Source organism: Helicobacter mehlei (assembly GCF_003660265.1).
Taxonomy (GTDB): Bacteria; Campylobacterota; Campylobacteria; order Campylobacterales; family Helicobacteraceae; genus Helicobacter; species Helicobacter mehlei.
Genome location: NZ_QXQP01000004.1, coordinates 64,452 through 88,520 on the forward strand (window position 1 = coordinate 64,452; position 24,069 = coordinate 88,520).

27 protein-coding genes are annotated in these 24,069 nt (G+C 46.1%); 14 read left to right on the forward strand and 13 right to left on the reverse strand.

What is annotated here, in order from left to right; genetic code table 11:
* Nucleotides 1-88 precede the first annotated feature (88 nt).
* Entirely contained in the window at nt 89-907 is an 819-nt protein-coding gene (locus EAO36_RS02270; RefSeq protein ID WP_120947785.1) for an outer membrane protein, read from the forward strand.
* On the opposite strand, the gene EAO36_RS02275 is transcribed toward EAO36_RS02270, so the two are convergent.
* The 8 genes from EAO36_RS02275 to recG form a co-directional block, all read right to left on the reverse strand.
* Complete coding sequence (locus EAO36_RS02275) at nt 904-1,461, reverse strand: hypothetical protein (protein WP_120947787.1); 558 nt, start codon at nt 1,459-1,461, stop codon at nt 904-906. The genes EAO36_RS02270 and EAO36_RS02275 overlap by 4 nt on opposite strands.
* Nucleotides 1,458-2,033, reverse strand: a complete 576-nt coding sequence (locus tag EAO36_RS02280) for a hypothetical protein (protein WP_235852198.1) — start codon at nt 2,031-2,033, stop codon at nt 1,458-1,460. Before EAO36_RS02280 ends, EAO36_RS02275 begins: the two co-directional genes overlap by 4 nt.
* 123 nt (nt 2,034-2,156) lie before the next feature.
* Nucleotides 2,157-2,351: a DUF4006 family protein gene (locus EAO36_RS02285; RefSeq protein WP_120947789.1), complete on the reverse strand. Its 195-nt coding sequence runs from the start codon at nt 2,349-2,351 to the stop codon at nt 2,157-2,159.
* The gene (ccoP, locus tag EAO36_RS02290; protein WP_120947791.1) at nt 2,348-3,214 is read right to left on the reverse strand and encodes a cytochrome-c oxidase, cbb3-type subunit III; all 867 of its coding nucleotides are present in this window, start codon (nt 3,212-3,214) and stop codon (nt 2,348-2,350) included. Before ccoP ends, EAO36_RS02285 begins: the two co-directional genes overlap by 4 nt.
* 2 nt (nt 3,215-3,216) lie before the next feature.
* Entirely contained in the window at nt 3,217-3,426 is a 210-nt protein-coding gene (locus EAO36_RS02295; RefSeq protein WP_120947793.1) for a cytochrome c oxidase, cbb3-type, CcoQ subunit, read from the reverse strand.
* Nucleotides 3,426-4,175 (reverse strand): cytochrome-c oxidase, cbb3-type subunit II, encoded by a 750-nt coding sequence (gene ccoO, locus EAO36_RS02300; RefSeq protein ID WP_120947795.1) that lies wholly within the window; start codon nt 4,173-4,175, stop codon nt 3,426-3,428. The genes EAO36_RS02295 and ccoO overlap by 1 nt, the downstream gene beginning before the upstream one ends.
* Nucleotides 4,176-4,184: 9 nt before the next feature.
* A complete protein-coding gene (gene ccoN, locus EAO36_RS02305) occupies nt 4,185-5,684 on the reverse strand; it encodes a cytochrome-c oxidase, cbb3-type subunit I (protein ID WP_120947833.1) in 1,500 nt (499 codons plus the stop codon).
* A gap of 90 nt (nt 5,685-5,774) precedes the next feature.
* Nucleotides 5,775-7,697 (reverse strand): ATP-dependent DNA helicase RecG, encoded by a 1,923-nt coding sequence (recG, locus tag EAO36_RS02310; RefSeq protein ID WP_120947796.1) that lies wholly within the window; start codon nt 7,695-7,697, stop codon nt 5,775-5,777.
* A 74-nt stretch (nt 7,698-7,771) separates the two neighbouring features.
* Here recG and EAO36_RS02315 point away from each other — a divergent pair, with 74 nt between their 5' ends.
* The 12 genes from EAO36_RS02315 to selD are packed head-to-tail and all read left to right on the forward strand — an operon-like array spanning nt 7,772 to nt 18,342.
* The gene (locus EAO36_RS02315; RefSeq protein ID WP_120947797.1) at nt 7,772-8,155 is read left to right on the forward strand and encodes a hypothetical protein; all 384 of its coding nucleotides are present in this window, start codon (nt 7,772-7,774) and stop codon (nt 8,153-8,155) included.
* Between the two features lie 8 nt (nt 8,156-8,163).
* Nucleotides 8,164-8,799, forward strand: a complete 636-nt coding sequence (locus tag EAO36_RS02320) for an outer membrane protein (RefSeq protein WP_407925302.1) — start codon at nt 8,164-8,166, stop codon at nt 8,797-8,799.
* 47 nt (nt 8,800-8,846) lie between these two features.
* Nucleotides 8,847-9,836, forward strand: a complete 990-nt coding sequence (locus EAO36_RS02325) for a lipid A deacylase LpxR family protein (RefSeq protein WP_185962952.1) — start codon at nt 8,847-8,849, stop codon at nt 9,834-9,836.
* A 13-nt stretch (nt 9,837-9,849) separates the two neighbouring features.
* Nucleotides 9,850-10,713 (forward strand): hypothetical protein, encoded by an 864-nt coding sequence (locus tag EAO36_RS02330; RefSeq protein WP_120947836.1) that lies wholly within the window; start codon nt 9,850-9,852, stop codon nt 10,711-10,713.
* Nucleotides 10,710-11,048, forward strand: coding sequence for a diacylglycerol kinase (locus EAO36_RS02335; RefSeq protein ID WP_120947798.1), 339 nt, complete (start codon nt 10,710-10,712; stop codon nt 11,046-11,048). The genes EAO36_RS02330 and EAO36_RS02335 overlap by 4 nt, the downstream gene beginning before the upstream one ends.
* 8 nt (nt 11,049-11,056) lie before the next feature.
* Entirely contained in the window at nt 11,057-13,468 is a 2,412-nt protein-coding gene (gene gyrA / locus EAO36_RS02340; RefSeq protein ID WP_120947799.1) for a DNA gyrase subunit A, read from the forward strand.
* Complete coding sequence (locus tag EAO36_RS02345) at nt 13,437-13,862, forward strand: hypothetical protein (RefSeq protein ID WP_120947800.1); 426 nt, start codon at nt 13,437-13,439, stop codon at nt 13,860-13,862. The genes gyrA and EAO36_RS02345 overlap by 32 nt, the downstream gene beginning before the upstream one ends.
* A complete protein-coding gene (locus tag EAO36_RS02350) occupies nt 13,859-15,004 on the forward strand; it encodes a sigma-54-dependent transcriptional regulator (RefSeq protein ID WP_120947801.1) in 1,146 nt (381 codons plus the stop codon). The genes EAO36_RS02345 and EAO36_RS02350 overlap by 4 nt, the downstream gene beginning before the upstream one ends.
* A gap of 47 nt (nt 15,005-15,051) precedes the next feature.
* Nucleotides 15,052-15,900 carry an aldo/keto reductase gene (locus EAO36_RS02355; protein WP_120947802.1) on the forward strand — a complete coding sequence of 283 codons (849 nt, stop codon included), beginning with the start codon at nt 15,052-15,054 and terminating at the stop codon, nt 15,898-15,900.
* A gap of 13 nt (nt 15,901-15,913) precedes the next feature.
* A complete protein-coding gene (cysK, locus tag EAO36_RS02360) occupies nt 15,914-16,837 on the forward strand; it encodes a cysteine synthase A (protein ID WP_120955660.1) in 924 nt (307 codons plus the stop codon).
* The gene (cysE, locus tag EAO36_RS02365; protein WP_120955667.1) at nt 16,818-17,330 is read left to right on the forward strand and encodes a serine O-acetyltransferase; all 513 of its coding nucleotides are present in this window, start codon (nt 16,818-16,820) and stop codon (nt 17,328-17,330) included. The genes cysK and cysE overlap by 20 nt, the downstream gene beginning before the upstream one ends.
* Nucleotides 17,331-17,382: 52 nt before the next feature.
* Nucleotides 17,383-18,342: a selenide, water dikinase SelD gene (selD, locus tag EAO36_RS02370; protein WP_120955661.1), complete on the forward strand. Its 960-nt coding sequence runs from the start codon at nt 17,383-17,385 to the stop codon at nt 18,340-18,342.
* On the opposite strand, the gene EAO36_RS02375 is transcribed toward selD, so the two are convergent.
* Nucleotides 18,343-18,708 carry a serine protease gene (locus EAO36_RS02375; RefSeq protein WP_104638436.1) on the reverse strand — a complete coding sequence of 122 codons (366 nt, stop codon included), beginning with the start codon at nt 18,706-18,708 and terminating at the stop codon, nt 18,343-18,345. It abuts the gene before it with no gap.
* Nucleotides 18,709-19,151: 443 nt separating this feature from the next.
* Here EAO36_RS02375 and EAO36_RS02380 point away from each other — a divergent pair, with 443 nt between their 5' ends.
* Nucleotides 19,152-20,606 carry a DASS family sodium-coupled anion symporter gene (locus EAO36_RS02380; protein WP_120955662.1) on the forward strand — a complete coding sequence of 485 codons (1,455 nt, stop codon included), beginning with the start codon at nt 19,152-19,154 and terminating at the stop codon, nt 20,604-20,606.
* A gap of 2 nt (nt 20,607-20,608) precedes the next feature.
* Here the strand turns inward: EAO36_RS02380 and EAO36_RS02385 are convergent, their stop codons facing one another.
* From EAO36_RS02385 to copP, 4 genes are read right to left on the reverse strand one after another with little or no spacing between them, the layout of a single operon-like run.
* Complete coding sequence (locus EAO36_RS02385) at nt 20,609-21,517, reverse strand: PDC sensor domain-containing protein (RefSeq protein WP_120947806.1); 909 nt, start codon at nt 21,515-21,517, stop codon at nt 20,609-20,611.
* Entirely contained in the window at nt 21,507-22,178 is a 672-nt protein-coding gene (locus EAO36_RS02390; protein ID WP_120947807.1) for a hypothetical protein, read from the reverse strand. The genes EAO36_RS02385 and EAO36_RS02390 overlap by 11 nt, the downstream gene beginning before the upstream one ends.
* A gap of 39 nt (nt 22,179-22,217) precedes the next feature.
* Nucleotides 22,218-23,861, reverse strand: coding sequence for an ABC transporter ATP-binding protein (locus tag EAO36_RS02395; RefSeq protein WP_120955663.1), 1,644 nt, complete (start codon nt 23,859-23,861; stop codon nt 22,218-22,220).
* Between the two features lie 3 nt (nt 23,862-23,864).
* Nucleotides 23,865-24,068 carry a copper-binding metallochaperone CopP gene (gene copP / locus EAO36_RS02400; protein ID WP_120947809.1) on the reverse strand — a complete coding sequence of 68 codons (204 nt, stop codon included), beginning with the start codon at nt 24,066-24,068 and terminating at the stop codon, nt 23,865-23,867.
* Nucleotide 24,069 lies beyond the last annotated feature (1 nt).

Genomic DNA, 24,069 nt, shown 5'->3' on the forward strand with positions numbered 1-24,069 from the left:
TTTCTAAGAATTTTGCTCAAATTTTGTCTAAGCATGTTATATTAAACTACGGATTAACCGATATTTTAAATTAAAACAAAGGGTTTTCATGCATGCTTTTTTTCGGTATTCTTTGGCAGTGTTGTCTTTAGGCACATTGGGTGCAGCACCTAATGGGATTTTTATAGAGGGTGGTTACCAACAAGGTAAGGCGCAAGTCCGTATGCAAAAGGGGGGGAATGAAGTAACTACCACCACTCCTCTGCGGGGTTTTGGGCTCCAAATAGGTTACCAAGCCTATCCAATCAAATACATTGGTTTTAAAGTCTATGGCTTTTTTGACTACGCCCATACAGATGGGATTGAGTTCCCAAACCCCAATGCTAATAGTGTTTCTAGTCCGGTAAGTTGTACTGGTTTGCCCACAGGTGTACCCGGTATTCAAGTGCCTCCCGGTGTTCCCCCCGGTCTGCCAGTGCCCCCTGCTATCCCCCCCGTTATCAAGCCACAATGTAAAATCAATGTCATGGGGATTTTGCAACAAATTGCTGGGAGCAAAAAGCCCGTCCAGCCTAATATGCTCACCTATGGCGGGGGGGGCGATATTGTGATTAATATTATCAATAGCCAAGTCATGGCTTTGGGGGTTTTTGGGGGAGTCCAGTTGGCGGGTAATAGCTGGATTTTAGCCACGCCAGATTTTAAAGATGTCACCTTGACCTATGCGGGATTGGATAAGCAGGCGACCGCATTCCAGCTCTTGTTGAATGTGGGAGGGCGTTTGCGCTTGCTCAAACACAGTAGCATAGAGGCGGGGATCAAATTCCCCATGTTCAAAAATAACCCGTTTTTGCAGAGTAAAAATGACGGCACGCTCTACATCCGGCGGATGTATTCGTGGTATATCAACTACGCCTTCACCTTCTAGGGTTTGCGCGCATAGGCGGGCTGAATCAGCGATAGCGTGGTGTCTTTGAACTTCACGCTAATTAAGAGTTGGTAGCGCCCTTCAGGGATGCTAAAGGCAGGCAAGTGGCAGGTGAGCAACTGCCGATCGGTTTGCTTGCAGTTTAGCTGGAGTGCCTTTGGGGGGGTCTTGAGTCTTAACAAAGTAACAGAAAACTCCGGAAACACCATGTCTTTTTGGCGTTTTTGCACCCATAGATCGATGCGGTTATCTTCCAAAGTCAGCCAAAGCAAGGGGGTGTTTTGGTTCAGGTAGTAAGGAAATGTCGGGATGAGCTGTTGATCAGCATTACCAATTTTGACATCATAATCTTGCAAGAATGCATGGTAACTTTGGAGCATGGTATTGATGTGGCTATCGGTGTAGGTGTGCTGGTGTAGATAGGTGGTATCGCTTTGGGGGGTGTATTTGATCGCCACCACCACTAATGCCACCACCAAACTTAATCCCACTAATAAAACAGACAAAATACCTAGGGGCCAATAATTCTTTTCTTTTTTGTTTCTTGTTTTCATTGAGATTTCTTACTTCCAAAAAAATAACCATAAAAAAAGAGAGCTAAAAGGGAGCAGAGCAAAATATAAAGTGTAGTTTTCATAAAACTGTTGGGGTTGTCCTCTTTGATATTGCTCTCCAAACTCACATGGCGGGCTCTGCTCAGCACCTCTGCCATGTAGGTGTAACCATTTAGCAGGGCAAAAGAAAAGCGGGCGTTGTTTTGCGCCTCATTTTCTCCCCACTTTTTAGGTAAAAAAGGGGCCATGTGTTCAAAAAAAATCTTATCTTTGTCCAAAAGATTGGTTGGATTGGCAACAATCTCGATCTTTTGGGCTTTATAATAAGCAAAGAGGGCAACAAAGGGGGCATGCAAAGTTTTTAGCTTGCTTTCTTGATAGACTTGGCGTTGCTCCTTGGTTTCTAAATCCTTGGAGCCTCCCATGAACACGACCAAAGAGATTTTAGCTTTTGCCAATAACTCGTTAGAGACTTGCTCCACCAGTGCCACGCTTTTAGGCACAAGATGCCCCTCCCCATTATCCTGGACAAACAGACCTTGCCCAGCACACAGAATCCATGGTAACCACAAAAGCCACCACAAATAATCAAACCGCAAATAAGAATTGGGGCTTAATAAAATACAAAACGATGGTTACGAAGAACAACACAAACAAAAAAAGCCCCAGTAATTTTTCCATTCCGGTAAACATCGCTACTCCTTGTACTGGTAAAATTGTTTATTTTTCTCAAACATTTGGATGTTTTTCGTGTCCAGCTGGTAGTAGTGGGTTGCCTCTCTTTGCTGGATTTTGACTGCTTGCGTGCCAAATAAGACCACCACCAACAACAAGATCGCCACGACGATCAAACAACCTAATATCCCATTGAGACCAAATAAGCCATTCATTCCTCTTCTCCTTGCAAAGACTGGATAAAGCCCATTAGAGCGCGCACCTGAATGTCATTAAAATGCCTATAAGCAAAGCTAGGCATTTCCCCAATATGCCCCTTTTTGCCCTTTTCTAGGATTTCTTTTAAGAATTCTTGTGTGCCATAGTGAGTCAAATCGGCTGCCATGCCCCCTTGACCCTTCCCATCAGCCCCATGGCAACTGGCACACATGTTTTGGAAAATGCCCTCCCCTGTTTTGACTAGCTGGGGATTTTTCGTGCGTTTCAAAGTAGAGATTTCTGCCATCACATAACTGGCTACTGCTTTGGCATCTTCTGCGCTCATCTCAATGGGAGGCATTTCCATCGCTTGATAACCCAAGCCCACAGAGCCCTGCTTGATTATCTCTTCAATCCCTTCTTCTTTGCCCCAACTCACTAGGTTTCTGGCTGTATTGTCTAGCCCGGTCGCCTCCAGCCCATGGCATTGCGAGCATTGCACCAAAAAGATGCCCTGCCCCATCTGCTCCAAATCCTTTTGGCTTAAGTTTTTCCACTTATTTTCAAAGTTATGGTTGTATTGGGTAACCTCTTTATTGTATTCTCCAATTTGGGAGTAATTGAATACAGGATAGCCCAAGAAAATATACCACAACCCCCAAACGATGATGGCCAAAAAACTCACTAACCAACCCGAGGGGATATTGTTGAGAAACTCGGCGATCCCATCGTATTGGTGCCCGTTATTATACAGATCACCACTGCTGGTTCTTTCGCGCATCGCTTTAAACAGGGAGGAAGCCATACTCAGGGTGAGAACTAAAATGACAAGGGCAGCCCCTAAGGCAAACAAATTAATATGATCCTTGAGAATATCCATAGTTAGCCTCTCTTAGACTGGGATAGGGGAGAGCGGGGCTCAATCACAACGTCATCTAGCTCATCTTGTAGGGCAAGTTGGCTATAACGCTCATAATCTGTGATGCCTTTTTTGTCCTTGACATACATGCTGACGATATAAGCATACAAGAAAATGGTAAAAAGAATGGTAAAGAACACATAAGCAAAACCTCTAAGCGTGTCTAAATCCATTACTCGCCTCCTTGTTGCGGAGCTAGGGCCAAGTTAGGCTTGCTGGGGTTAAAACCAGTGGCTTGCGGTTTTAAAACGCGCGCTTGGCCCAAGCTATTGAGATAGGCAATCAAAGCGACAATTTCTTTCACTTTGCCCTGTTTAAGCGATTCTTTAATTTGAGGACTTTGCATGTCATTCACAATTGCCTGTGCTTGCTCTAAAAAGAGTTTTTTAGCCTCTTTGATGTCGCCTAACTTAACGCCATTGGGTGTATCATAGGGCACGCCAAAGACCTTTTTTTGTGTGTAGGTCTCTGCAAATGCCGTTTCAAAGTCGCTATCCTTGCTAAATAGGTGTTTATAGGCAGGCATGATGCTTCCGGGCACCACGCTTAATGGGTCTAGCATATGTTTTTCATGCCAAGCAGTGGTGCGCACATCGCCCACGCGGTGTAAGTCTGGTCCAATGCGACGAGACCCCCACAAAAAAGGGCGATCGTAGGCATATTCCCCACTCAAGCTATAAGCCCCGTAGCGTTGCACTTCAGCTTGGAAGGGGCGAATCAGCTGGGAGTGGCAGTTGTAACACCCTTCTTTAATATAAACTTGTCTGCCCGCTGTTTCCAAGACGGTATAAGGGCGCAAGCCCTCGATAGGGCGCGCAGATTTAAAGAAGTTGGGCAGGATTTCAACAATCCCAGCAACTGCAAAGGCGACCACGAATGCCAAAGTGAAAAAGAACGGGTTTTTTTCTAGGAAGCCAAACATCAATCCTCCTTATTTTGTGCCCATAGGCGTAGCATAGGCAGGCTCTTTTTCAAGTAGCCGTCCTTTTTGGATTGTCATGATCACATTGTAGAGAAAGATGAAGAATCCAATGAGATACAAGCTACCCCCAATGCCACGGATAATGTAGAAAGGGAATAGGGCGCGCACGGTATCTACAAATTGATAGACCAAGTTACCATACTGATCGGTATCACGCCACATCATGCCCTGTGTGATCCCAGAAATCCACATGGAAGAGAAGTAGAGCACGATTCCCAAGGTCATTAACCAAAACTGAATATCCATCAATTTGGCCGAGTAGAGTTCTCTTTTAAACACGCGGGGGACCATATGATAGACCGCTGCAATGAGTGTGAAGCCCACCCAACCTAGCACGCCATCATGCACATGCCCGATGATCCAATCGGTGAAATGGGCTAAAGCATTGACCGAGCGAATTGCTTGGATGGAGCCTTCTAAAGTAGAGAGCATATAGAAAGTGCTAGCCAAGACTAAGAATTTGATCAGGGGGGATTCTTTGAGCTGGTGCCATTGCCCACGCAAAGTTAAGAGCATGTTGATTGCCGTTCCCCATGAGGGCAAGATAAGGATGACTGAGAACACAGAGGAGAGAGTCTGTACCCAATCAGGCACGGTGGAATAAATCAAGTGGTGCCCGCCTGCCCAAATATAGACAAACATCAAGCTCCAAAAAGAAAACAAGGTCAATTTATAAGAAAAGATGGGTTGCCCACTCTCTTTGGGCAAGAAGTAGTAAATCGTGCCAATCACCCCACTGGTGAAAACAAACGCCACAGCATTATGCCCCCACCACCATTGCACCAACGCATCATTGCTCCCCGCATATAAGGAGATAGAGTGCATGATACTTCCGGTGTGGGCGACTAAGTAGGTCGGGATTGAGAGGTTGTTAAAGATATAGAGCACAGCGATCCCGACATAGGTCGCAATGTAATACCACAAAGAGACATAAATGGTGTTCTCGCGACGCACCCCCATGCTCCCGAACATGCTAACCCCCCAAAGCACCCACACAATCACGACCAAAATGTCAATGGGCCATGAGAGCTCGGCATATTCTTTGCTTTGGGTTTCCCCGGCCAGAAGGCTAAAAACCCCCCATAGCAAAGCAACGATCCAAATCCAAAAATGCAGATAGCCCACTGTCTTTAAAAATGGATAGTCGTTATAGGTAATTTTTAAGACTCTTTGTCCAATATAATACCAGCTTGCCCAAATCCCCCCCAAAGTGAAGCCATAGATTACACCATTGGTATGCACGGGGCGCAAACGCCCAAAATAACTATATTCACCCAAGACGTGATTTAGCCCGGGAAATGCCAGCTGGAAAGCCAAAACCACCCCCACCACCATGCCAATCACGCCAAAAACGATCATGGCAATGATGAATAGCCTAGCGATGGAATAATCGTACTGTGCGGCCTCTTTAGCAGAGACGCTCACAGAACTTGCATAGTTCTGCCGCATGCCCACTTCCATATGCTCTCTCCTTAAATAGTCTAAAAAATGAACTCCAAAGTATAGCACAAATTGGATTAATTGCACTGCAAATATTCTTTAAAATAACACGCTGACCTCTGCTACCACTTTTTGATCGGCACGCAAGTCTAAATAATTAAAATGAGTCCCGCTCTGTTGTGTCCCACTCAAGAGATCGCCCACATTGCGGTATTTCAAATCCAAGTTGGCAATCTCAAACCCATCTAGGGTTTGGCTAAAGTCCTCTAAGCGTGGGTTGTGGGTCTTGTGGGTAAAGAGATAGCAATAGCCCTTGCCCCCCAAGCGTGCCACACGCCCTCTTAACTGGTGCAAGGTCGCTAAACCTAGCCTCTCAGCCCCCACAACGACAATGGTGGAGAGTTTGGGGAGACTAATCCCGACTTCAATTAATGTTGTGGCGAGCAAAATATCACCTTGTTGAGCAAAACTCTCCACCACTTCTTCTTTATTTTTGTCCTTCCCACTGGTGATAAAGACTCTTTTAAAATGTTTCTGCCAAAATGGTGCGCCCTGACTCAAGGAAAGATAATCTTGTTTTTGACTCTCTTCCACCAAAGGATAGATGATAGCAACTTGCTTGTCTTGTGCAATTTGGGTTTTAATGTGTGTTATTAAGTCGGAGAAATGATCTCTATAGATGATGCGGGTTGCAATATCTTTATGATAAGGTTTATCTTTGATGATGCTAGTGGCGATGAATTTAGCCCCCATCAAGGCTAGGGTTCTAGGAATTGGCGTTGCGGAAAATTGCAAATAATGGGGTCTGGCACTGGGGATAGCAACTTGGGATATACTCTCTTCTTGATAAAAATCCTCTAGGTCTTCTACGGGCAGATGGGGCGGGCTAGAGCCTGAGAGCACTTCTAGAGCATGGCGTTGTTTGGTGCCAAAGCGGTGTTGTTCATCACTCAGCACTAAGGCGACCTTAGAGGTGTCAAAGGGTGTGTATAAAAGTGCGGTTGTACCGATGATAAAATCGGCTTGTTCAAGGGCTTCTAGGCTTTTTTTAGACGAGCCTCCCAAAAACAAATAAGGTTTAATGCTGGAGGGCAAAAATTTAAGTGCCTCTTGGTAAATTTGCTTGGCTAAAATCGTGGTCGGGGCCATCAATACGCTTTTATAGGGGGAAGCAAGAGCCACGCTGGCTAAAATAATGATGGTCTTACCACAGCCAACATCGCCCATCACAAGCCGTTTAGCCGCCCTATCCGCTTGCATGTCTTGCTGGATACTCCCAATCGTGCTCATTTGATCGCGTGTGAGTTGGAAGGGCAGATTTTGTAAAAAGGCTCGGAGGGCTTGGGTGTTGGCATGCCCTTTAAATTTGCTAGGAAAATGCACCTTTTTAGTGCTCAAAGCAAGCATATGTGCCATCGCCTCAATGAATTTAAGGGCTCTTAGGTATTTGCCAAACAAGCCTTTATGGGTTTCAAAAGCGCGCACAAATTCAAGGGTGGGGTAAAAGAGGGTTTGCAAATTTTCCACCACTTCTAAAGGCACGCCCAAATCTTTGAGTTTCTCTAAACGCGGCGCATTGATCAAGCTCAAGCAATAATCTTTGTAATTTTGATAGCCCTGTTGTTTGTAGGCATTTGTGGGTGGGCGTTTGAAGTGTAGTTCAATGCTATTAGGTTGGTCGATGACTTGGGGGTTGATCATTTGGAGGGTGTGGGTGTAAGGGTTGTGTTCCAACTTGCCATAGACATAAAAACGCTTGGGGACAAATAATTTGAGGTGGTAGGGGGTGTGGTGGAAAACCACCAAATCTAGGGGTTGTTTGAATAAAAGGGCTTGGGTCTTGACTTGCAGGGTGTTTTTAACCACCACTTCCAAACGCTCCACTTCTACACAGCCCTTATGACCTAGCTCCAACTCTTTGAGTAGGTAGTAACTCGCATAACTTTTAGGTGGGTTTAACAGCAACCCTAAAAAGTCTGGGAGCAAAACACCCTCCAAATCCAAATCACAACTTATTTTCATCTGCCACAGCCTATGAGGATATTTATTATAAATATGCTAAACTGCAACACAATTATACTCAAAAAGGACAGATGATGGATACAGGTAGATTTCTTAGGGGGCTTGGGGTTTTGTTTTTGTCTGTGGTGGGCGTTTTAGCCTTGCATGCTTGCAAAGACACTTCCAAATCCTCTAGCCAACAACCCACGCAAGCTAAAGGTGCTAACCAGCAGGCCAGTAAAGAAACACCCCAACAACAGCAAGCCACCCAAGATGCCACATTGGAAAAAAGCTTGGAACACAAAATTGATGATGAAAAAACCACAGAGAAAGTGGATAATATCATCAATGAAGAAAATGCCATTCAAGATGCGACACAGGGCACAGGTCCTATCTATACACCACAAGGGGGCAATATCTTGCAAAATTGGACTAACCACCAAGATAACTTAGCCTCACCCCTCAATGGCAATTACTAAGGTGTGGCATCCAAGTTAAAGCACTGATTCTTACCGCAGGGTTTTTAGGGGGTTTTCTCCCCTCCGTTCTTTTTGCTGCCAAAAGCCGGACTTTCTTGCTCAGCCAATACCAGCTGGGGCAGATGCAGTTTTACACCGGTGAGGGGAAAGATCGCATCAAAAATGTACGTACCATTGAAGGGGCTGGTATCTTATTTGGTTATGAGTATAACCCTTTAGATCGCTGGCTTTACACACGCTACTACGGCTTTTTGGACTATGGTTTTGTGATTTTGGATAAAAGTAGCAATGTTGAGACCAATATGTTTACCTATGGAGCGGGCGCAGACATTGTGATCGAATACAATAAAAACCCGCTGAATGTTTGGGGACTCTTCTATGGCATGATGGTGGCTGCCAATACATGGACCACTTCTAAGTTCTCTAAAAACTTTTTTATTGAAAACTACCGCTCCTTTACTAGCTTTTCTTTTAAAGGTACTTATTTTAGACTCTTTGGACAAGTTGGCGTGCGCTTCCAAACCGTGATTCTCTACCATGACATCTCAATCGAGGTGGGCTTTAAGTTTCCCTTTGACTCCGAGATTGGCTCGCGTTTTGTGCGCAATTATAGTCTTTTTGTCTCCCACACTTGGTATTTTTAAAAGTAGCTCTAAAGCCCCCTCTAGGCTTTTTCTGCTATAATGCACCCATGCGGTTGTTCTGCTTTTCTTTTTGTGTTTTGCTGTGTTTTGTAAAAGCCACTACCCTAACTCCTTACCACAAACAATATATTGAGTTGGTAACCGAAAACGATGGCTATATTAATCCCTACATCGATCGCTACTACACAGCCGGCACGCGCATCGGCTGGGTGAGCAAAGAATACGATCTCCAAAAAAAATCGCCCATGTCTTGGGCACGCTTTGTGAGTTTGCAAGGCAAAAAAGAGCGCATGACTCGCTTTAATATTTATTTGACCCAAGATATGTACACCCCCACGCTAGCCCACCGCCTATTGACAGAGATTGTCAAGGGCGATCATCTCTACGGAGGTTGGCTGCGCCTAAATTTTGGGATTTTCCAAAGAAGTGCGCATGCTTTGGAGAGGCTTTCAATCTCTGTGGGCATGGTCGGTCCAGCTTCTTTGGCTGAACAAACCCAAAATTTGATCCACACATGGGCACACGATCCTAAGTTTTTGGGTTGGCATAACCAGATCAAAAACGAATTCATTTTTGAGATTAACTATGCGTGGTTGCAAAAACTCGATTTTTATAAAAGCCGTTTTTTTAGTATCGATATGCTCCCCGGGGCGGGTTTGCAACTGGGCAATGCCTTGACCAACTTTAAAATTGGCTCTATGCTCAGGATGGGCTATAACTTAGAAGCCGATTTTGGTCCTAATTCTATCCATAGCGCATTTGCTGGGGGAATGCCCTATAGCAACCACTTTTCTTTTTATCTCTTTGCAGGGGCCACGGGTCTATTCCAACCCTTAGATGTGTTTGTGCAAGGTAATGACCCCCAGACACGCCAACAAACACAACTGCCCTATTTTCTTTACAACGCCCAGGTGGGGGTAGCGATCGCTTACAAGGGGTGGCGTTTTTCCTTTAGCGCGATTGATTGGAGCAAGACTTTTAGGGAACAACCCCGCAACCACAACATCGGTAGCATTGAGTTAGACATTGCTTTTTAAGGTGATTAGCATCATGAGTAGAAAAATAATGGCGATTTTTTTGGGTATTGGGGCGTTTTTGGTAGTGGTGCTCTTGGGCGTGGGGCTCAAACTGAGTGGCGATATCAAGGGCAAGTTAGAAGAGAGTTTGAATGTCATTGCCAAGCGTATCCATGCCACCCCTTTTACTTGCACGGGTTTTAAAAATATCACTTGCACCAGTGCGGGCGTGTCAGACAAAATTGAGGGAATCCAAGTGCGCCTAGCCCCTGTTAAATCCAACGCCCTGCAATTCCATATCGATCTGCCTAAAATCCACGCCTCCAAGCCCTGGATGCCACAAAGCGCAACTTGTGTGGTGGATTTGAGCCTCAAAGAGGTGTTATTCGGGCAAAATACTTGCCATTTTAAATCCCCCAAGCTGACCTATCAAGTTTCTTTGCATGCGCGCCTCAAAGATTCCCACCAACCCATTAACCTCAGTAATTTACTAGGCTCACAAGTGCAGACTAAGGATTTAGAAGTGCTGGTCGAGCAACTGGGTATCAAGCTCCAATCTAAAGATTTCCGCGCCATTCTCTATCCTCTCTTGCAACAATCTGGAGATATCCAAAGCAAAGACTTTGACGCACAAGCCTATGATAAAGCTCTCAACCAAATCAATACTTCTTTCCAAGGGACCACGATGGTGATGCTCTTAATGGCGGGCTTGCAAGATGAAGTGAGTAAGGTTCAAGAATTATCTAAAAACTTCCTAGCTTTTGCCAAAAATGAGCGTGATCATGTAGGCGTGGAGCTGGTCAGCAAGGATCAGCAATTCAGGCGTTTGGAGGAGCTGATCCACTCTAAGGACTATTGGGAGTATTTGCCCCATTTTAGCCTTAAAGTCTTGCCATGAAACGCATTTTGCAAGCTTGGCTTTACTCTAAGGCGGGTTTGAAGGCAGCGTTTGCAGATGAGCCTGCTTTTAGGCAAGTGGTGCTCTTAGCCCTTTTGGGCTTTATTGGGGCGTGCTTTTTGGCACACTCTTTTGTACAGTTTGTGCTTTTGATCGTGCCCGGGGTGTTGTGCTTGGTTGTGGAGTTACTCAATAGTGCCATTGAAAATGCCGTAGATTTTACGGGCACACATGAGCACCCCCTAGCCAAAAAGGCTAAAGACATGGGCAGTGCGGCCCAGTTTGTGGCATTGGTCTTTTTTATCCTTGTATGGGGGGGTTATTTTGTATTTTAGGAGAGTAAATGGAAATTAAAGATGTCAAAATTGAGGAGTCCTTACAAGAAAGTTATTTAGACTACTCCATGAGCGTGATTGTAGGGCGCGCCTTGCCCGATGCTAGGGATGGGCTAAAGCCGGTGCATCGGCGCATTCTATATGCCATGCACGAATTGGGTTTGGGTTCTAAAGTGCCCTATAAGAAGAGTGCGCGCATTGTGGGGGATGTGATTGGGAAATACCACCCCCATGGCGATAGCGCGGTGTATGAAGCCTTAGTGCGCATGGCACAAGATTTTTCTATGCGCCTGCCTCTAGTGGATGGGCAGGGCAATTTTGGCTCCATTGATGGGGATAATGCCGCGGCAATGCGCTACACTGAGGCGCGCATGGCAACTCCTAGCGAGGAACTCTTGAGGGATATTGAAAAAGACACGGTGGATTTTAACGAGAATTATGACAGCACGCTTAAAGAACCCGATATTTTGCCCAGCCGTTTGCCCAATTTGCTCATCAATGGTTCAAGTGGAATTGCCGTGGGGATGGCAACCTCCATCCCCCCCCACCGCCCTAGTGAAATCATTGATGCGTTGGTATTGGTGCTAGATAACCCCCAAGTTGATCTGTTCTCCATCTTAGAAGTGATTCAAGGTCCAGATTTCCCCACAGGGGGGATTATTTATGGCAAGGCGGGCATTTTAGAGGCTTATAGCACCGGGCGGGGGCGTGTCAAGCTCAGAGCCAAGAGTCGTTTTGAGCAAATCGGACAAAGAGAACAGATCATCATTGAGGAAATCCCTTACCAAACTAATAAAGCCAAGTTGGTGGAGCAAATCAGCGAGTTAGCACGCGATAAGATTGTAGAGGGAATCTCAGAAGTTAGGGACGAATCCGATCGGGATGGGGTGCGCGTGGTGATTGAGCTTAAAAAGGATGCGATCGCCCAAATTGTACTCAACCATCTTTATAAATCCAGTGCCCTAGAGAGCACCTTTAGCATGATTTTGTTGGCTATTTATAATAAAGAGCCCAGAATTTTTAATCTCTTGGAACTCTTAAAACTCTTTTTGGTGCACCGCAAAACCATTGTGATTCGGCGCACCATTTATGAGCTCGAAAAGGCAAGGGCAAGGGTGCATATTCTAGAGGGTTTGCTTGTCGCCTTGCAAAATAGCGAGGCAGTGATTGCACTCATTAAAAGCAGTTCTGACACTCTGGGAGCTAAAGAGGCATTAGCCAAGACACATAATCTAAGCGAGGAGCAAAGCAAGGCGATTTTAGAGATGCGCTTGCAACGCCTCACCGGATTAGAGCAAGAAAAAATCCAGCAGGAACATACCCAGCTTCAAGAACGCATCGGGTATTTGCAAGGTATTTTGGAGAATGCAGATAAGCTAAACAATTTGATCAAAGAGGAACTCTTGGAGATCAAAGAAAAATTTGATAGTCCAAGACTCACCCAAATTGAGGAGGACTATGAAACTTTAGGCGTGGAGGACTTGATCGCCCATGAGGACATGGTTGTTACACTCAGCCACAGAGGTTATGTCAAGCGTATGCCTTTAAAAGTCTATGAGCAACAAAGGCGTGGGGGCAAGGGCAAAATCTCGGGTAACACGCATGAGGATGACTTTATCGAGTTTTTCTTTAGTGCCAACACCCATGATACCATTCTATTTGTCACCAATATGGGGCAACTCTACTGGCTTAAAGTCTATCGTATCCCGGAGATGGGGCGTAACGCCATTGGCAAGGCATTGGTGAATTTAATAGACTTGCAACCCGGGGAGAGCATTAAAGCCACGCTCTCCACGGCTGATTTTAGTCCCGATAAATCCTTAGTCTTTTTCACCAAAAAGGGCTTAATCAAACGCACAAATCTAAGTGCCTTTGGGCGCACACGCGGTGGGGTACGCGCCATAGTACTTGATGAGGATGATGCCCTTGTAACTGCCCAAATCCTAAACTCTGGTACACAAGAACTCTTCATGGCAAGCTCAAAGGGGATGTGTATCCGCTTTGGCATAGAGGGGGTTAGAGAGATTGGGCGTGTAGCTAGGGGGGTCATTGGCATGCGCTTAAGAGAGGGTGATGAGGTGATCGGGGGGGGCGTGATCTCTGGCGAACAAGAAAAGTTGCTCAGTGTCAGCTCTAAGGGGCTGGGCAAGCAAACCTTAGCGGGGGCTTACCGCTCACAAGGGAGGGGAGGCATGGGCGTGATTGGCATGAAAATCACGCCTAAAACGGGGGACTTGATCGGCATTGTGAGCGTGGATGAAAGTCAAGATTTAATGTTGCTCACCAAAAGCGGAAAAATGATTCGCATGCCTATGGAGAGTATCCGTGAAACCGGGCGCAATGCTAGCGGGGTTAAACTGGTGAGTGTGGAAGGCGATGTAGTGGTCTATGCTAACACATGCCCTAAAGAATCTGAGTAGAAGTGCTTTTTTGCTAGTTGGGCTTTTGGGGGCGCAGGATTTTGTGATCTCTTATGCCTTACAGGTGCATAATGGGATTGCTACCCACCAATCTTTTGGAATTGCGCGGGCATTGAAGAAGTATCAGGGTTTGCGTTATCGCTGTGAGATTCCAGTGGATGAGCCCAAGCTGGATTCCAAACAAGAGCTCTTTTTGTTGGATATTTTGTTAAAAACCTACCAAAATGCGGTACTAGATTGTTTGTATAAAAGTGAGGTGCGCATTGAGAGTAATGGGTTTAATACACAGATGCAAAACCAAAACTATGCCACCTTGCGTATCACCACGCCCCTTAATGCCTATTTAGAAGGGGGGCTTTTGGTGCTTGAAGTCTATGAAAAGGAAAGAAAATGAAAATCGCCATTGTGGAAGATGATATTAATATGCGCAAGAGTTTAGAACTCTTTTTTAGCGATCAAGAAGATTTAGAAGTGGTCGCCTTTAAAAGCCCTAAAGACGCGCTCAAAGCCCTAGATGCAAGTTTTGAACTCATCATCACGGATATTAACATGCCCCAGATGGATGGGCTGGAGTTTTTACGCCAACTAGAGGGGCGTTATGAAGCCATTGTGATCACGGGTAATGCCACACTCAATAAAGCCATCGAGTCGATACGCTTAGGCGTGAAGGATTTTTTCCAAAAACCCTTCAAGCCTGAATTACTCTTGGAGTCTATTTATCGCAGCAAGCGGGTGTTGGAGTTCCACAAAATCCACCCGCCTAAGAGCAAAACCCCCAAAACGCAAGAGTTTTTTAGAGCCAGCTCAAAAGCCTTAGAAGAGGTGCAAAAACAAGCGCTCAAAGCCGCTGCCACCGATGCGAGTGTGTTTTTACAAGGTCCTAGTGGGGTGGGTAAGGAGGTCTTTGCCCATTTTATCCATGAACACTCCAAGCGCAAAGACGCGCCCTTTGTGGCGATCAACATGGCAGCCATCCCCGAGCACTTGTTAGAATCAGAACTCTTTGGCTATGAAAAGGGGGCTTTTACGGACGCGACCAGTGCCAAGGCGGGGCTGTTTGAGAGCGCGCACAAGGGGAGCGTGTTTTTAGATGAAATTAGCGAAATGCCCTTGAAACTCCAAAGCAAGCTTTTAAGAGCGATCCAAGAAAAAGAGATCGTGCGGCTTGGTAGCCACAAGCCTATTAAAATTGATGTGCGCTTCATTGCCGCCACCAACACCAATATCCACGAGAAGATTGCCGCCAAAGAGTTTAGAGAAGATCTATTTTTTAGACTCCAAACAATCCCCCTACATATCCCGCCCTTAAAAGAACGCCAAGAGGAGATTCTGCCTTTAGCGGAGTGGAAATTACAAGAAGTGTTGCAAACTTACAATCTGGGCAAGAAGAGTTTTTCCAAGGGGGCACAAGAGTGCATGCTCAATTATAGCTGGCATGGCAATATCCGCGAGCTACTCTGTGTAGTGGAACGGGCTGCCATTTTGAGCGAGGGGGAGCAAATTAGCCAAAAAGATTTGTTCTTGGAAAGGAGTTAATTAACTTTTTTGTGCTAAGAGTGTAGGCTTTAATTGAGGAGTGCTTAATGGAGTATGTCAGCTTAAATAACCAAGTCAAAATGCCTATTCTAGGTCTTGGGGTGTTTCAAATCCCCGATGAGGCATGTGAGAGTGTCGTCTTAGAAGCCATAGACAAGGGATACCGCCTTTTTGACACGGCGCAAATGTATGGCAATGAGGCAGGGCTAGGGCGCGCGGTCAATAAAGCAAGCGTCCCCCGCGAAGAATTGTTCATCACCACCAAAGTTTGGTTTAGCAACGCTGGGGAGCAAAGGGCAAAGCTTTCAGTTGAAAAATCCTTACAGAAAATGGGCTTAGATTACTTGGATTTGGTGTTGGTACATCAGCCCTTTAACGACTACTATGGGACTTACCGCGCCCTAGAAACTCTACACAAAGAGGGCAAAATCCGCGCCATTGGGGTGAGCAATTTTTACCCCGATCGCCTAGCCGATCTCATCGCCTTTAATGAGATCGCCCCTACAGTCAATCAAATTGAGCTTAATCCCTTTTTCCAAAGACAACACGATCAGGAGTTTATGCAGGCACACCAAGTCCAGCCCCAAGCGTGGTCGCCCTTTGCACAGGATAAGAACGGCATTTTCAAACACCCCATTTTGCAAGAGATCGCCCACAAATACCATAAAAGCGTCGCCCAAGTGATTTTGCGCTGGATCACCCAAAGGGGCATATCGGTTTTATTTAAGTCGGCTAAGATGGAGCGGATCGCGCAAAACGCCCAAATCTTTGATTTTCATTTGGATCAAGAGGATTTGGCCAAAATCGCCACAATGGACACCGCCCAAAGCGTGTTTTTTGATCACAGAACACCTAAGGGGCTAGAATATTTGAGAAAAATCCCTTTTAATTCTTAAGAAAGGCAGACTCATGATTTACAATAATGCCTTAAACTTGATTGGCAACACCCCCATTTTAAAGACAAACCACCTTTTAGAGGAGGGGGCGGCAGATTTTTTTGTCAAATTAGAGAAATTTAACCCGGGGGGGAGTGTGAAGGATCGCGCGGCTTTGGGGATGATCGAGCAGGCAGAACAAGATGGGCGGCTGTGTGCAGGGATGACCATTGTTGAGCCCACCAGTGGCAATACCGGGATCGCCCTAGCGCTCATGGGCTTGCTCAAGGGCTATAAAGTCATCATTGTCATGCCAGAGAGCATGAGTGTGGAGAGGCGCGAGCTCATCAGGGCTTATGGGGCAGAGTTGATTCTAACGGAGGCTTCTAAGGGCACCAAGGGAGCCATTGATAGGGCTTTAGAAATTGGCAAACAAGCAGGCTATTTCATCCCCCAACAATTTGAAAACCCCGCCAATCCCCAAAAACACTATGACACCACCGCCCAAGAGATTTTAAAGGATTTGCCCGGCGTGGATGCTGTGGTGTTGGGCGTGGGCACGGGGGGCACGATTGCGGGCGTGGGGCGTAAGTTTAAAGAACAAAACCACCCGGCTAAAATCATCGCGGTAGAACCCGCCCAATCCCCCATTTTAAGTGGGGGGACGCATAGTCCCCATAAGATTCAAGGCATCGGGATAGGCTTTGTGCCGGCCAATTATGATCAAAGCGTGGTGGATGCAGTGATCGCGGTAGATGAAAAAGAGGCAGCGCAGTGTGCCAAACTCTTTGGAGAAAAAGAGGGGATTTTGGTGGGGATCTCTTCAGGAGCGGCGATTTTTGCCGGGTTACAGGTGGCGCGCAAATTGGGTCAGGGCAAGTCTGTGCTTGCTATTGCCCCGGATGGGGGAGAAAAATACATCTCCACCGGACTCTATGATGCTGGATCTGGATTATAGCTTAGAGCGCGCCCTACAACAGGATCCGGCCGCGCGCAATAAATGGGAGGTGTTATTGCTCTATCCGGGGATCCATGCCCTGCTTGCCCACCGTCTAGCCCATGCCCTGCATAAGCGCCGGCTTTACTTTATCGCGCGCGCGCTTTCACAGCTGATGCGCTTTATCACCGGGATAGAAATCCACCCGGGGGCAAAAATTGGGCGCGGGCTTTTTATTGATCATGGCATGGGCGTGGTGATTGGAGAAACCACAGAAATTGGCGATGATGTTACCATTTACCACGGGGTAACTCTAGGGGGCACGGGCAAGCTCAAGGGCAAACGCCACCCTACCTTAGGTGATCGTGTTGTCGTGGGAGCGGGGGCGAAGGTCTTGGGGGCTATCACGATCGGCGATGATGTCAAGATCGGGGCTAATGCGGTGGTGGTTTCAGATTTGCCCAGTGGGGCTACCGCGGTGGGCACAAAGGCCAAGACGATTATAAAGGAGTAAGTTGGCAGAAGCATTAACCCAATTTGTGCGCTGTGCGGGTTGAGCGGCGAAGGTGGGTCTGGAGGACCTCAAACAAATCACAGCCAAGCTCAAACAGCCCCGCTTGCCCGGCGTGGTGTTGGATTTTCGGCATAAGGACGATTGCGGGGCAATAAAAGTGGGGGGGTCTTTGTTGGTGCAAAGTGTAGATGTGATCCCCCCGGTGGTGGATGACCCTTATATCTATGGGCAGATTGCTACGGCTAATGCCTTAAGCGATGTCTTTGCTAAGGGGGGGCGCGCAATCAGCGCGCTGAGTATCCTTGCATGGGATCAAGAGCATGTAAGTGTGGAGAGCGTGCAGGCGATCATGCAAGGCTGCTTAGATAAGCTGAGTGAGTGTACATGCCCTCTTTTGGGCGGGCACAGCCTAAGCGATGTGGAGCAAAAGTTTGGGCTCAGTGTAACCGGGGTGGTAGAAAAGAGTCTATGGCGCAATGATGGGGCACAGGTGGGCGATGCGATCCTCTTAAGCAAGCCTTTAGGCAGTGGGATCATCACCACCGCTTTAAAGCGCAAAGTTTTAAAAGAAGCCCCCCAAGCGATTGCTAGCATGGTGGCTTTAAATTTTAAGGCCATGCAAGTCTTACAAGATTTTAGCGTGCATGCCTGCACGGATGTAACGGGTTTTGGGCTCGTGGGGCATTTGTGCGAAATGCTCAACCCTGCCATCTCCATAGAGATCAACACGGGCGCAATCCCCCTTTTAGAGGGAGCTTTAGAGTTAGCCAAACAGGGGGTGTACCCGGGGGGGAGTGTGGCAAACAAAAAAGCCCTGCAGGCGCGCGTGTGCAACCAAAGCGAACTCCCCGATATACTCTTTTATGACGCGCAGACTTCTGGGGGGTTGTTAGTGGCTTTGGGGGCTAAAGAGGGGTTGGAATTTGTGCAACGCCTGCAAGATTTGGATATACACGTAAGGATCATCGGCTCATGCGTACCCAGAGACACGCATGCCATCAAACTTTTCTAATTATGCCCAATCAGAGGGGGATTTACCCTCTTTGATGCGCTGGAGTTTGGCTTCGTAGCGTTTGATAGAGGTCAAGGTGTTGTTGTGGGTGCGGCGGAACTTTTCAAAGGATTCGCGAATAGGGCGCATGCTGATCTTGCACCTCTTGGAGAAGTGGCGCAAGCGCAAATACACTTCACTCAAAGGTTTGTAAGCCCGACAACGATCCACAAAAAATTGGTGGCGGGTTAAAATATCCTTACAACCATAGAGATGGCGTTTGCTCTCTTTAAGATAAGTGGCATAAACCATCTCTTGGCGCAAATACTCCTGTTTTAACTTGTCAAACTCTTGATTGGGATCTAAAACTTCTTTGCTGTGTTTCATCTTGTCCTTTCGCATAAGATACTACTACATGCTACATTAGTATTACTTAATGCTTTTTTAAAAATAAAGAAAAAATTAGTCTCATTTCTGTTTCAACCAGTTTTGAAAAAATTTGATTTTGGGTATCTCCCTGACCTTGCTTAAAAATATTTTGGGGGTGGGGCTTTCCCTCTTTTCCCCGATGAACTCACATATGATGGTGTATAAAAAGTATAGAATGGAGGAAATGATGGCACCCTAGAACTTTTGCAATCTGCAAAAGTAGTGGATATTCAATATATTTTGCAAATGCCCTGAGTTGGTCTCACACATTAACCCATAACTTTGTATTCCACCTAATACAGAAACAAATAAGGGATTGGATTTTCCTCAATAATAGTAGAATTAAGACCTTTTGATAATTTAATAGACTACAATAACCTAAAAATCCTCTAGGAATGCAGATGTCTCAAATTCTCTCTTTTTGGCGTTACCTTGTGCCCGTGGGGGTGGGCTTAATTCTTTCTTTCTTGCCAGCACCAGAGGGCCTAAGTTTGGCCGCATGGCTGTATTTTAGTGTTTTTATCGGCGTGGTTTTAGGTCTCATTATCGAGCCTGTGCCTGCCTCCTTTGTGGCTGTCATTGGAGTGGCGTTGTGCGTGCTCTTGCGCATAGGTCCTAGCCCTGAGCATGTAAGCCCCAGCGCGGCCATCGATTGGGGTTTAAAAGGTTTTTCTAATAAAACTGTTTGGTTGGTCTTCATCGCCTTTATGCTAGGTTTGGGCTATGAAAAAAGCGGGTTGGGCAAGCGTATCGCTCTATGGCTCATCTCTCATTTGGGTAAAACCACTTTGGGTTTGGGCTATGCGGTCGCTCTAGCCGATTTAATCCTAGCTCCTTTCATCCCCTCAAACTCTGCGCGCTCTGGGGGGATCATTTACCCCATTGTGGCCAATATCCCCCCTTTAGTGGGGAGCTACCCGGACAAAGAACCCCAAAAACTGGGGGCGTATTTGATGTGGGTAGGGATTGCAATCACTTGTGTAACTTCCTCTATGTTTTTCACCGCCCTAGCACCTAACTTACTAGCGATGGAAACCGCGCTAAAAAGCAATGTGCCTGAAATCTCTTGGCTGGGCTGGTTTTTGGCATTCTTGCCCGCTGGGGTAGTGCTCTTTTTGCTCACCCCCTATCTGGCTTACCACCTTTGCAAACCCACGCTTAAGGGCTCTCAAGAGGCATGCGCATGGGCTAAGGAGGAATTAAAGAAAATGGGCAAAATGCACCATAAGGAAATTTTGATGTGTGTTTTAAGCCTGCTCACTCTAGCCCTTTGGATTGGGGGCAAGGCTTTTGGGGTGCAGGCGACCACGACCGCGCTTTTAGCGATGGTGCTGATGGGGGTGAGCCGTATCATTAGCTGGAAGGACATTATTTCCAATAGCGCGGCCTATAATATTTTCTTCCTCTTTGGGGGGCTGATTACTCTAGCTAGCGGGCTTAAGAGTGTGGGCTTTTTGCAGTATTTGGGGGATTTGACTCAAAGTTTTATGGTGAATTTGGGCTTTTCTAGTCTTAGCATGGTGGTGATTTTGGTGATTGCTTTTTATCTTTTGCATTATTTCTTTGCTAGCACCACTGCCCATGTGAGCGCGCTTTTAACGCTTTTTATTAGCATGGGGGCGGGCATGGCCGGTGTTAATGTGCAAGAATTAGCCCTCTTTTTAATGTTGGGCTTAGGACTGATGGGGATTTTAACCCCCTATGGCACGGGGCCCTCTTTGGTGTGGTATGGTAGCCACTACATCTCGGGCGCGCAATTTTGGAAGTTAGGGCTTATTTTTGGCTTGCTGTATTTGATCGCTCTTTGTGTGCTCTGCGTGCCTTGGGTGGAATTAGTGGCGCATCGCTGGTTGTAGTCTTAGTTTTTCTTATTTGAGTTATTGGCTGCCCCATAGGCAAACTTAACATAAATGGCCAGACTAACCAAAAGGGCAGACACCCCGCTAGCCAAATAGATCGCATAGATGATCTTGTTGGGGGCACTGATGCTAAACTTGAAGACCAGCATTAAGGCCTCAATGGCTAGGGCGATGATGATCGAACCCAAAAAACGGATCATCGTGCGGTGGATGGCGTGGTGGCTATCCCCGCTGTTTTTGCCCAGCACCTCTTCCTCAAAAATGGCTTTGACCAAATCGACTGTGGCTAGGGCTAGGGTGAGCAAAACAATGGGGTGGAAAACTTCTTTGACATCAAAACTATCAAAGTGTGCTAGCGCATTGGTCAGACTTGAAATGCTCTTGACAAAAAGCAACAGAGACACCAGACCCAATGTAACCGAGATGGCAAAATACATCACCACGCTACCCTCAGCAAAAACATTGTAGTACTTAGAAGAAGAGTTTAATGACAGCGCGACACGCAAGGGAATGTGCATACACACCACAAAAAATAATTCGTTTTGGTTGTTGTAAATGGGATAGGCTGCCGTTACCACCAGCCCGCGGTTATTGCGTGTAGGATAGGGGTTGGTCAAAATACAGCGTTTTTCTTGCACGGCCTCATAAAAATAGCCTCGCTCCAAAGAGTTTTCCGCAAAACTACTTTTGATCTTGCCCTCACGATCAATTAAATTCCCATTCATGTCCAAGATAAAAATGTCCTCTTTGATCCGCACCTCTTGCTTGATGCGTTCCATAGCAATTTGGACATATTTGAGCGTGGGTTCTTTGAGGTAATTTTTGATATTTTGAGTCAAAAGATAGGAAACATAGGCATAAAGCTCGTTTTTGACTTTGGCATACTCGGCAATGTCTTTAGATAGCATCATTGGTCCTCATCAATTCTAGTTGTTTTTGCAGTTGCACCTCTAAATCTTGTAAGCTCTTTTGATAAAGTCGATTGAGCCCCTCTATGATAGCATTATTGTAACTTTGGTTGGGTCCGCCCCTCTCATTGGGATCGCTATCAATGGGATTAGCCTTTAAAATGGGCTCGTGGATAGTTTGGGCGATGATCTGGCAGATAGGCCCCTCACACACTTTAAAATGTGCCTGAATCTCTAGCATGCGCAATACTCTTGCTGGCTCCAAATAGTCATTCTGGGTGGCTTTTAACATTGCTTTAATGGCTTTGAGATCGGAGGGTGTATTTTGGAAGGCAAAATGAATTGTGCCGGTGATCGTAGCTTGTAGGGCACTTGGGTTTTTGTTGGGGTTTTTCTTAGTGGGCAAAATCACTTGATAGCCACTATTATCCAAAACCTTAGCAATCCCTTCTTGAAGGCCTTTGGCATAGCGTTTTTGGTAGTATTTGGGGAGGAATTCACGCGAAAACACCACTTGGGCAGGTGCAACTACCAAGCTACCCAAATCGGGTTTGTTTTTAACAGGAGCACTTTTATAGGTGAAATTCAAATATGGGAGGGTGAAAACATCGTTTTTACAGCCCACCAAAAACGCACCCAATAAAACAACCCGCCACCACATGCACTCTCCTATCCAACAATTTCCTATTATAGCATAGTCTTAAGAAGTTTGGAGCTCCCCCTCCTCTAGGGCATAGATATGGCTAGCAATCTCCAAACTGGACTCGTTATGCGAGATCATCAAAATGAGGCGGTTATGTCTGAGGTCATAAATGGTCTGCTTGATTCCCTCTTGAGTGGCGTGATCGAGGGCTGAGGTGGCTTCATCAAAAATGAGCACGCTAGCATCCCTATAGAGGGCGCGCGCGATAGCAATCCTTTGGCGTTGCCCCCCGCTCAAATTGGTGCCAAATTCCTCTAAAGTGCCCTCTATTCCGCCTAAATGCTCCACGAACTCTAAGGCCTGCGCTTGTTCTAGGCATTTGGTAACTCTGTTGGTATCAATCTCCAAACCATAGGCGACATTTTCCGCCACCGATCCGCTGAAGATAAAGACCTTTTGGGTTACAATGCCAATTTGCGCTCTTAAGCTCTTTTGTTGCAAATCTTGCAAAGGGGTGTTATTAATCGTAATTTGTCCGCTTGTGGGCTCATAGAGGCGTAAAATGAGATTGACTAGCGAGCTTTTACCACTCCCACTCTTGCCCTTGAAGGCAATAATCTGCCCCTTTTGCAAATCAAGGTTAATATTTTGCAAGGCAAATTGATTGGGCAAATAAGTTAAACTCACCCCTTGAAATACAATGCGTTCAATGGGTTCTTTTAATTCTTGATGGCCATCTTGAATAGCGGGTACACGCTCCAAGATTTCATAAATCCTATCTCCAGCTACTAAGGCTTCTTGGAAATTAGAAACGATCCTAACAAGGCGTTTAATGGGTGTGTAAAGCATAAAAAGAGCGGTGATAAAGGAGAAAAATGCCCCCACGCTAATATGCCCCTTGATCACCTCCAACCCGCCTAGATAAATCACTAGGGCGATGGCGATGGAACCTAAAAACTCCATTAAGGGGCTGGAGATTTCGGCGTATTTGATTCCATTGAGGCTGATTTGGAAAAAGCGTTGGTTTTCTTTTTTGAACGCTTGCAATTCTAGGTTTTCGCCATTGGAGGTTTTGATCACCTCGATACTGTGGAAAATCTCAGATAATCTAGCCGTCATGCTAGCATTGCTCTCTTGATTTGCTTTGGAGAGTCTTTTGACCTTTTTGATGATCTTGCTTAAGGGGAAGGCGGCTAAGGGCATGATCACAAGCCCTACAAGGGCTAATTTGGGGCTTTGATAGATCACCACGCTAATTAAGCCTATAATGGTGAGGGCTTCTCTAATGCTCTCGGCTAGGTAATTAGACAAACTAGCACGCACTAAGGCGATATCGTTTGTGATGCGCGCGATGAGTTCGCCCTTTTGGGTGCGGTTGAAAAACCCCAACTCCATTTGGAGCAGGTGTTCAAGCATGTGGTTACGCAATTTCTTAACAATGTCTAACCCAATGTAGTTGGTAAAATAGGTCTGCAAATAAATCCCCCCACTCTTGCCTAAATACGCCACAATCACCAAAAAGGGCAAAATGGTGAGCATATGCACATCTTTTTTAATGAAGATGTCATCTAAGGTCGGCTTGACTAGATAAGTCCCCCACGCCGTGCTAGCTGCCACCACCACAGAAGAGAGCAACACCACAATAAAAGCCTTGTAGTGCCCTTTTACATAGGGGTAAAAACGCTTTAAGAAAACTTTCAAAAATTAGCCTAATTCGTAGCCCGCATCTAAAATCGCCTCTTTAATGTCCTCTGGGCTAGCTGGAGCATGGTAATTGACCTTCACTTCTTTGTTTGCCAAATTCACCTCAATTTGGCTCACCCCCTCTAACTCCCCAACAAACTTCTCGATCTTATCCACACAATGCTGGCATGTCATGCCCTCTACCTTAATGCTAATCTCTTGCATG

Bases quoted from the DNA above. Each gene is read 5' to 3' on its own strand.
- copP (WP_120947809.1), bottom strand. From the start codon at position 24,068: ATGCAAGAGATTAGCATTAAGGTAGAGGGCATGACATGCCAGCATTGT.
- cysE (WP_120955667.1), top strand. From the start codon at position 16,818: ATGCTGGATCTGGATTATAGCTTAGAGCGCGCCCTACAACAGGATCCG.
- EAO36_RS02325 (WP_185962952.1), top strand. From the start codon at position 8,847: ATGCGGTTGTTCTGCTTTTCTTTTTGTGTTTTGCTGTGTTTTGTAAAA.
- EAO36_RS02345 (WP_120947800.1), top strand. From the start codon at position 13,437: ATGCTAACACATGCCCTAAAGAATCTGAGTAGAAGTGCTTTTTTGCTA.
- cysK (WP_120955660.1), top strand. From the start codon at position 15,914: ATGATTTACAATAATGCCTTAAACTTGATTGGCAACACCCCCATTTTA.
- ccoP (WP_120947791.1), bottom strand. From the start codon at position 3,214: ATGGATATTCTCAAGGATCATATTAATTTGTTTGCCTTAGGGGCTGCC.
- EAO36_RS02355 (WP_120947802.1), top strand. From the start codon at position 15,052: ATGGAGTATGTCAGCTTAAATAACCAAGTCAAAATGCCTATTCTAGGT.
- gyrA (WP_120947799.1), top strand. From the start codon at position 11,057: ATGGAAATTAAAGATGTCAAAATTGAGGAGTCCTTACAAGAAAGTTAT.
- EAO36_RS02335 (WP_120947798.1), top strand. From the start codon at position 10,710: ATGAAACGCATTTTGCAAGCTTGGCTTTACTCTAAGGCGGGTTTGAAG.
- EAO36_RS02380 (WP_120955662.1), top strand. From the start codon at position 19,152: ATGTCTCAAATTCTCTCTTTTTGGCGTTACCTTGTGCCCGTGGGGGTG.
- EAO36_RS02390 (WP_120947807.1), bottom strand. From the start codon at position 22,178: ATGTGGTGGCGGGTTGTTTTATTGGGTGCGTTTTTGGTGGGCTGTAAA.
- EAO36_RS02375 (WP_104638436.1), bottom strand. From the start codon at position 18,708: ATGAAACACAGCAAAGAAGTTTTAGATCCCAATCAAGAGTTTGACAAG.
- EAO36_RS02385 (WP_120947806.1), bottom strand. From the start codon at position 21,517: ATGCTATCTAAAGACATTGCCGAGTATGCCAAAGTCAAAAACGAGCTT.
- EAO36_RS02330 (WP_120947836.1), top strand. From the start codon at position 9,850: ATGAGTAGAAAAATAATGGCGATTTTTTTGGGTATTGGGGCGTTTTTG.
- EAO36_RS02295 (WP_120947793.1), bottom strand. From the start codon at position 3,426: ATGGATTTAGACACGCTTAGAGGTTTTGCTTATGTGTTCTTTACCATT.
- recG (WP_120947796.1), bottom strand. From the start codon at position 7,697: ATGAAAATAAGTTGTGATTTGGATTTGGAGGGTGTTTTGCTCCCAGAC.
- EAO36_RS02285 (WP_120947789.1), bottom strand. From the start codon at position 2,351: ATGAATGGCTTATTTGGTCTCAATGGGATATTAGGTTGTTTGATCGTC.
- EAO36_RS02270 (WP_120947785.1), top strand. From the start codon at position 89: ATGCATGCTTTTTTTCGGTATTCTTTGGCAGTGTTGTCTTTAGGCACA.
- EAO36_RS02315 (WP_120947797.1), top strand. From the start codon at position 7,772: ATGGATACAGGTAGATTTCTTAGGGGGCTTGGGGTTTTGTTTTTGTCT.
- EAO36_RS02350 (WP_120947801.1), top strand. From the start codon at position 13,859: ATGAAAATCGCCATTGTGGAAGATGATATTAATATGCGCAAGAGTTTA.
- EAO36_RS02275 (WP_120947787.1), bottom strand. From the start codon at position 1,461: ATGAAAACAAGAAACAAAAAAGAAAAGAATTATTGGCCCCTAGGTATT.
- ccoO (WP_120947795.1), bottom strand. From the start codon at position 4,175: ATGTTTGGCTTCCTAGAAAAAAACCCGTTCTTTTTCACTTTGGCATTC.
- ccoN (WP_120947833.1), bottom strand. From the start codon at position 5,684: ATGCGGCAGAACTATGCAAGTTCTGTGAGCGTCTCTGCTAAAGAGGCC.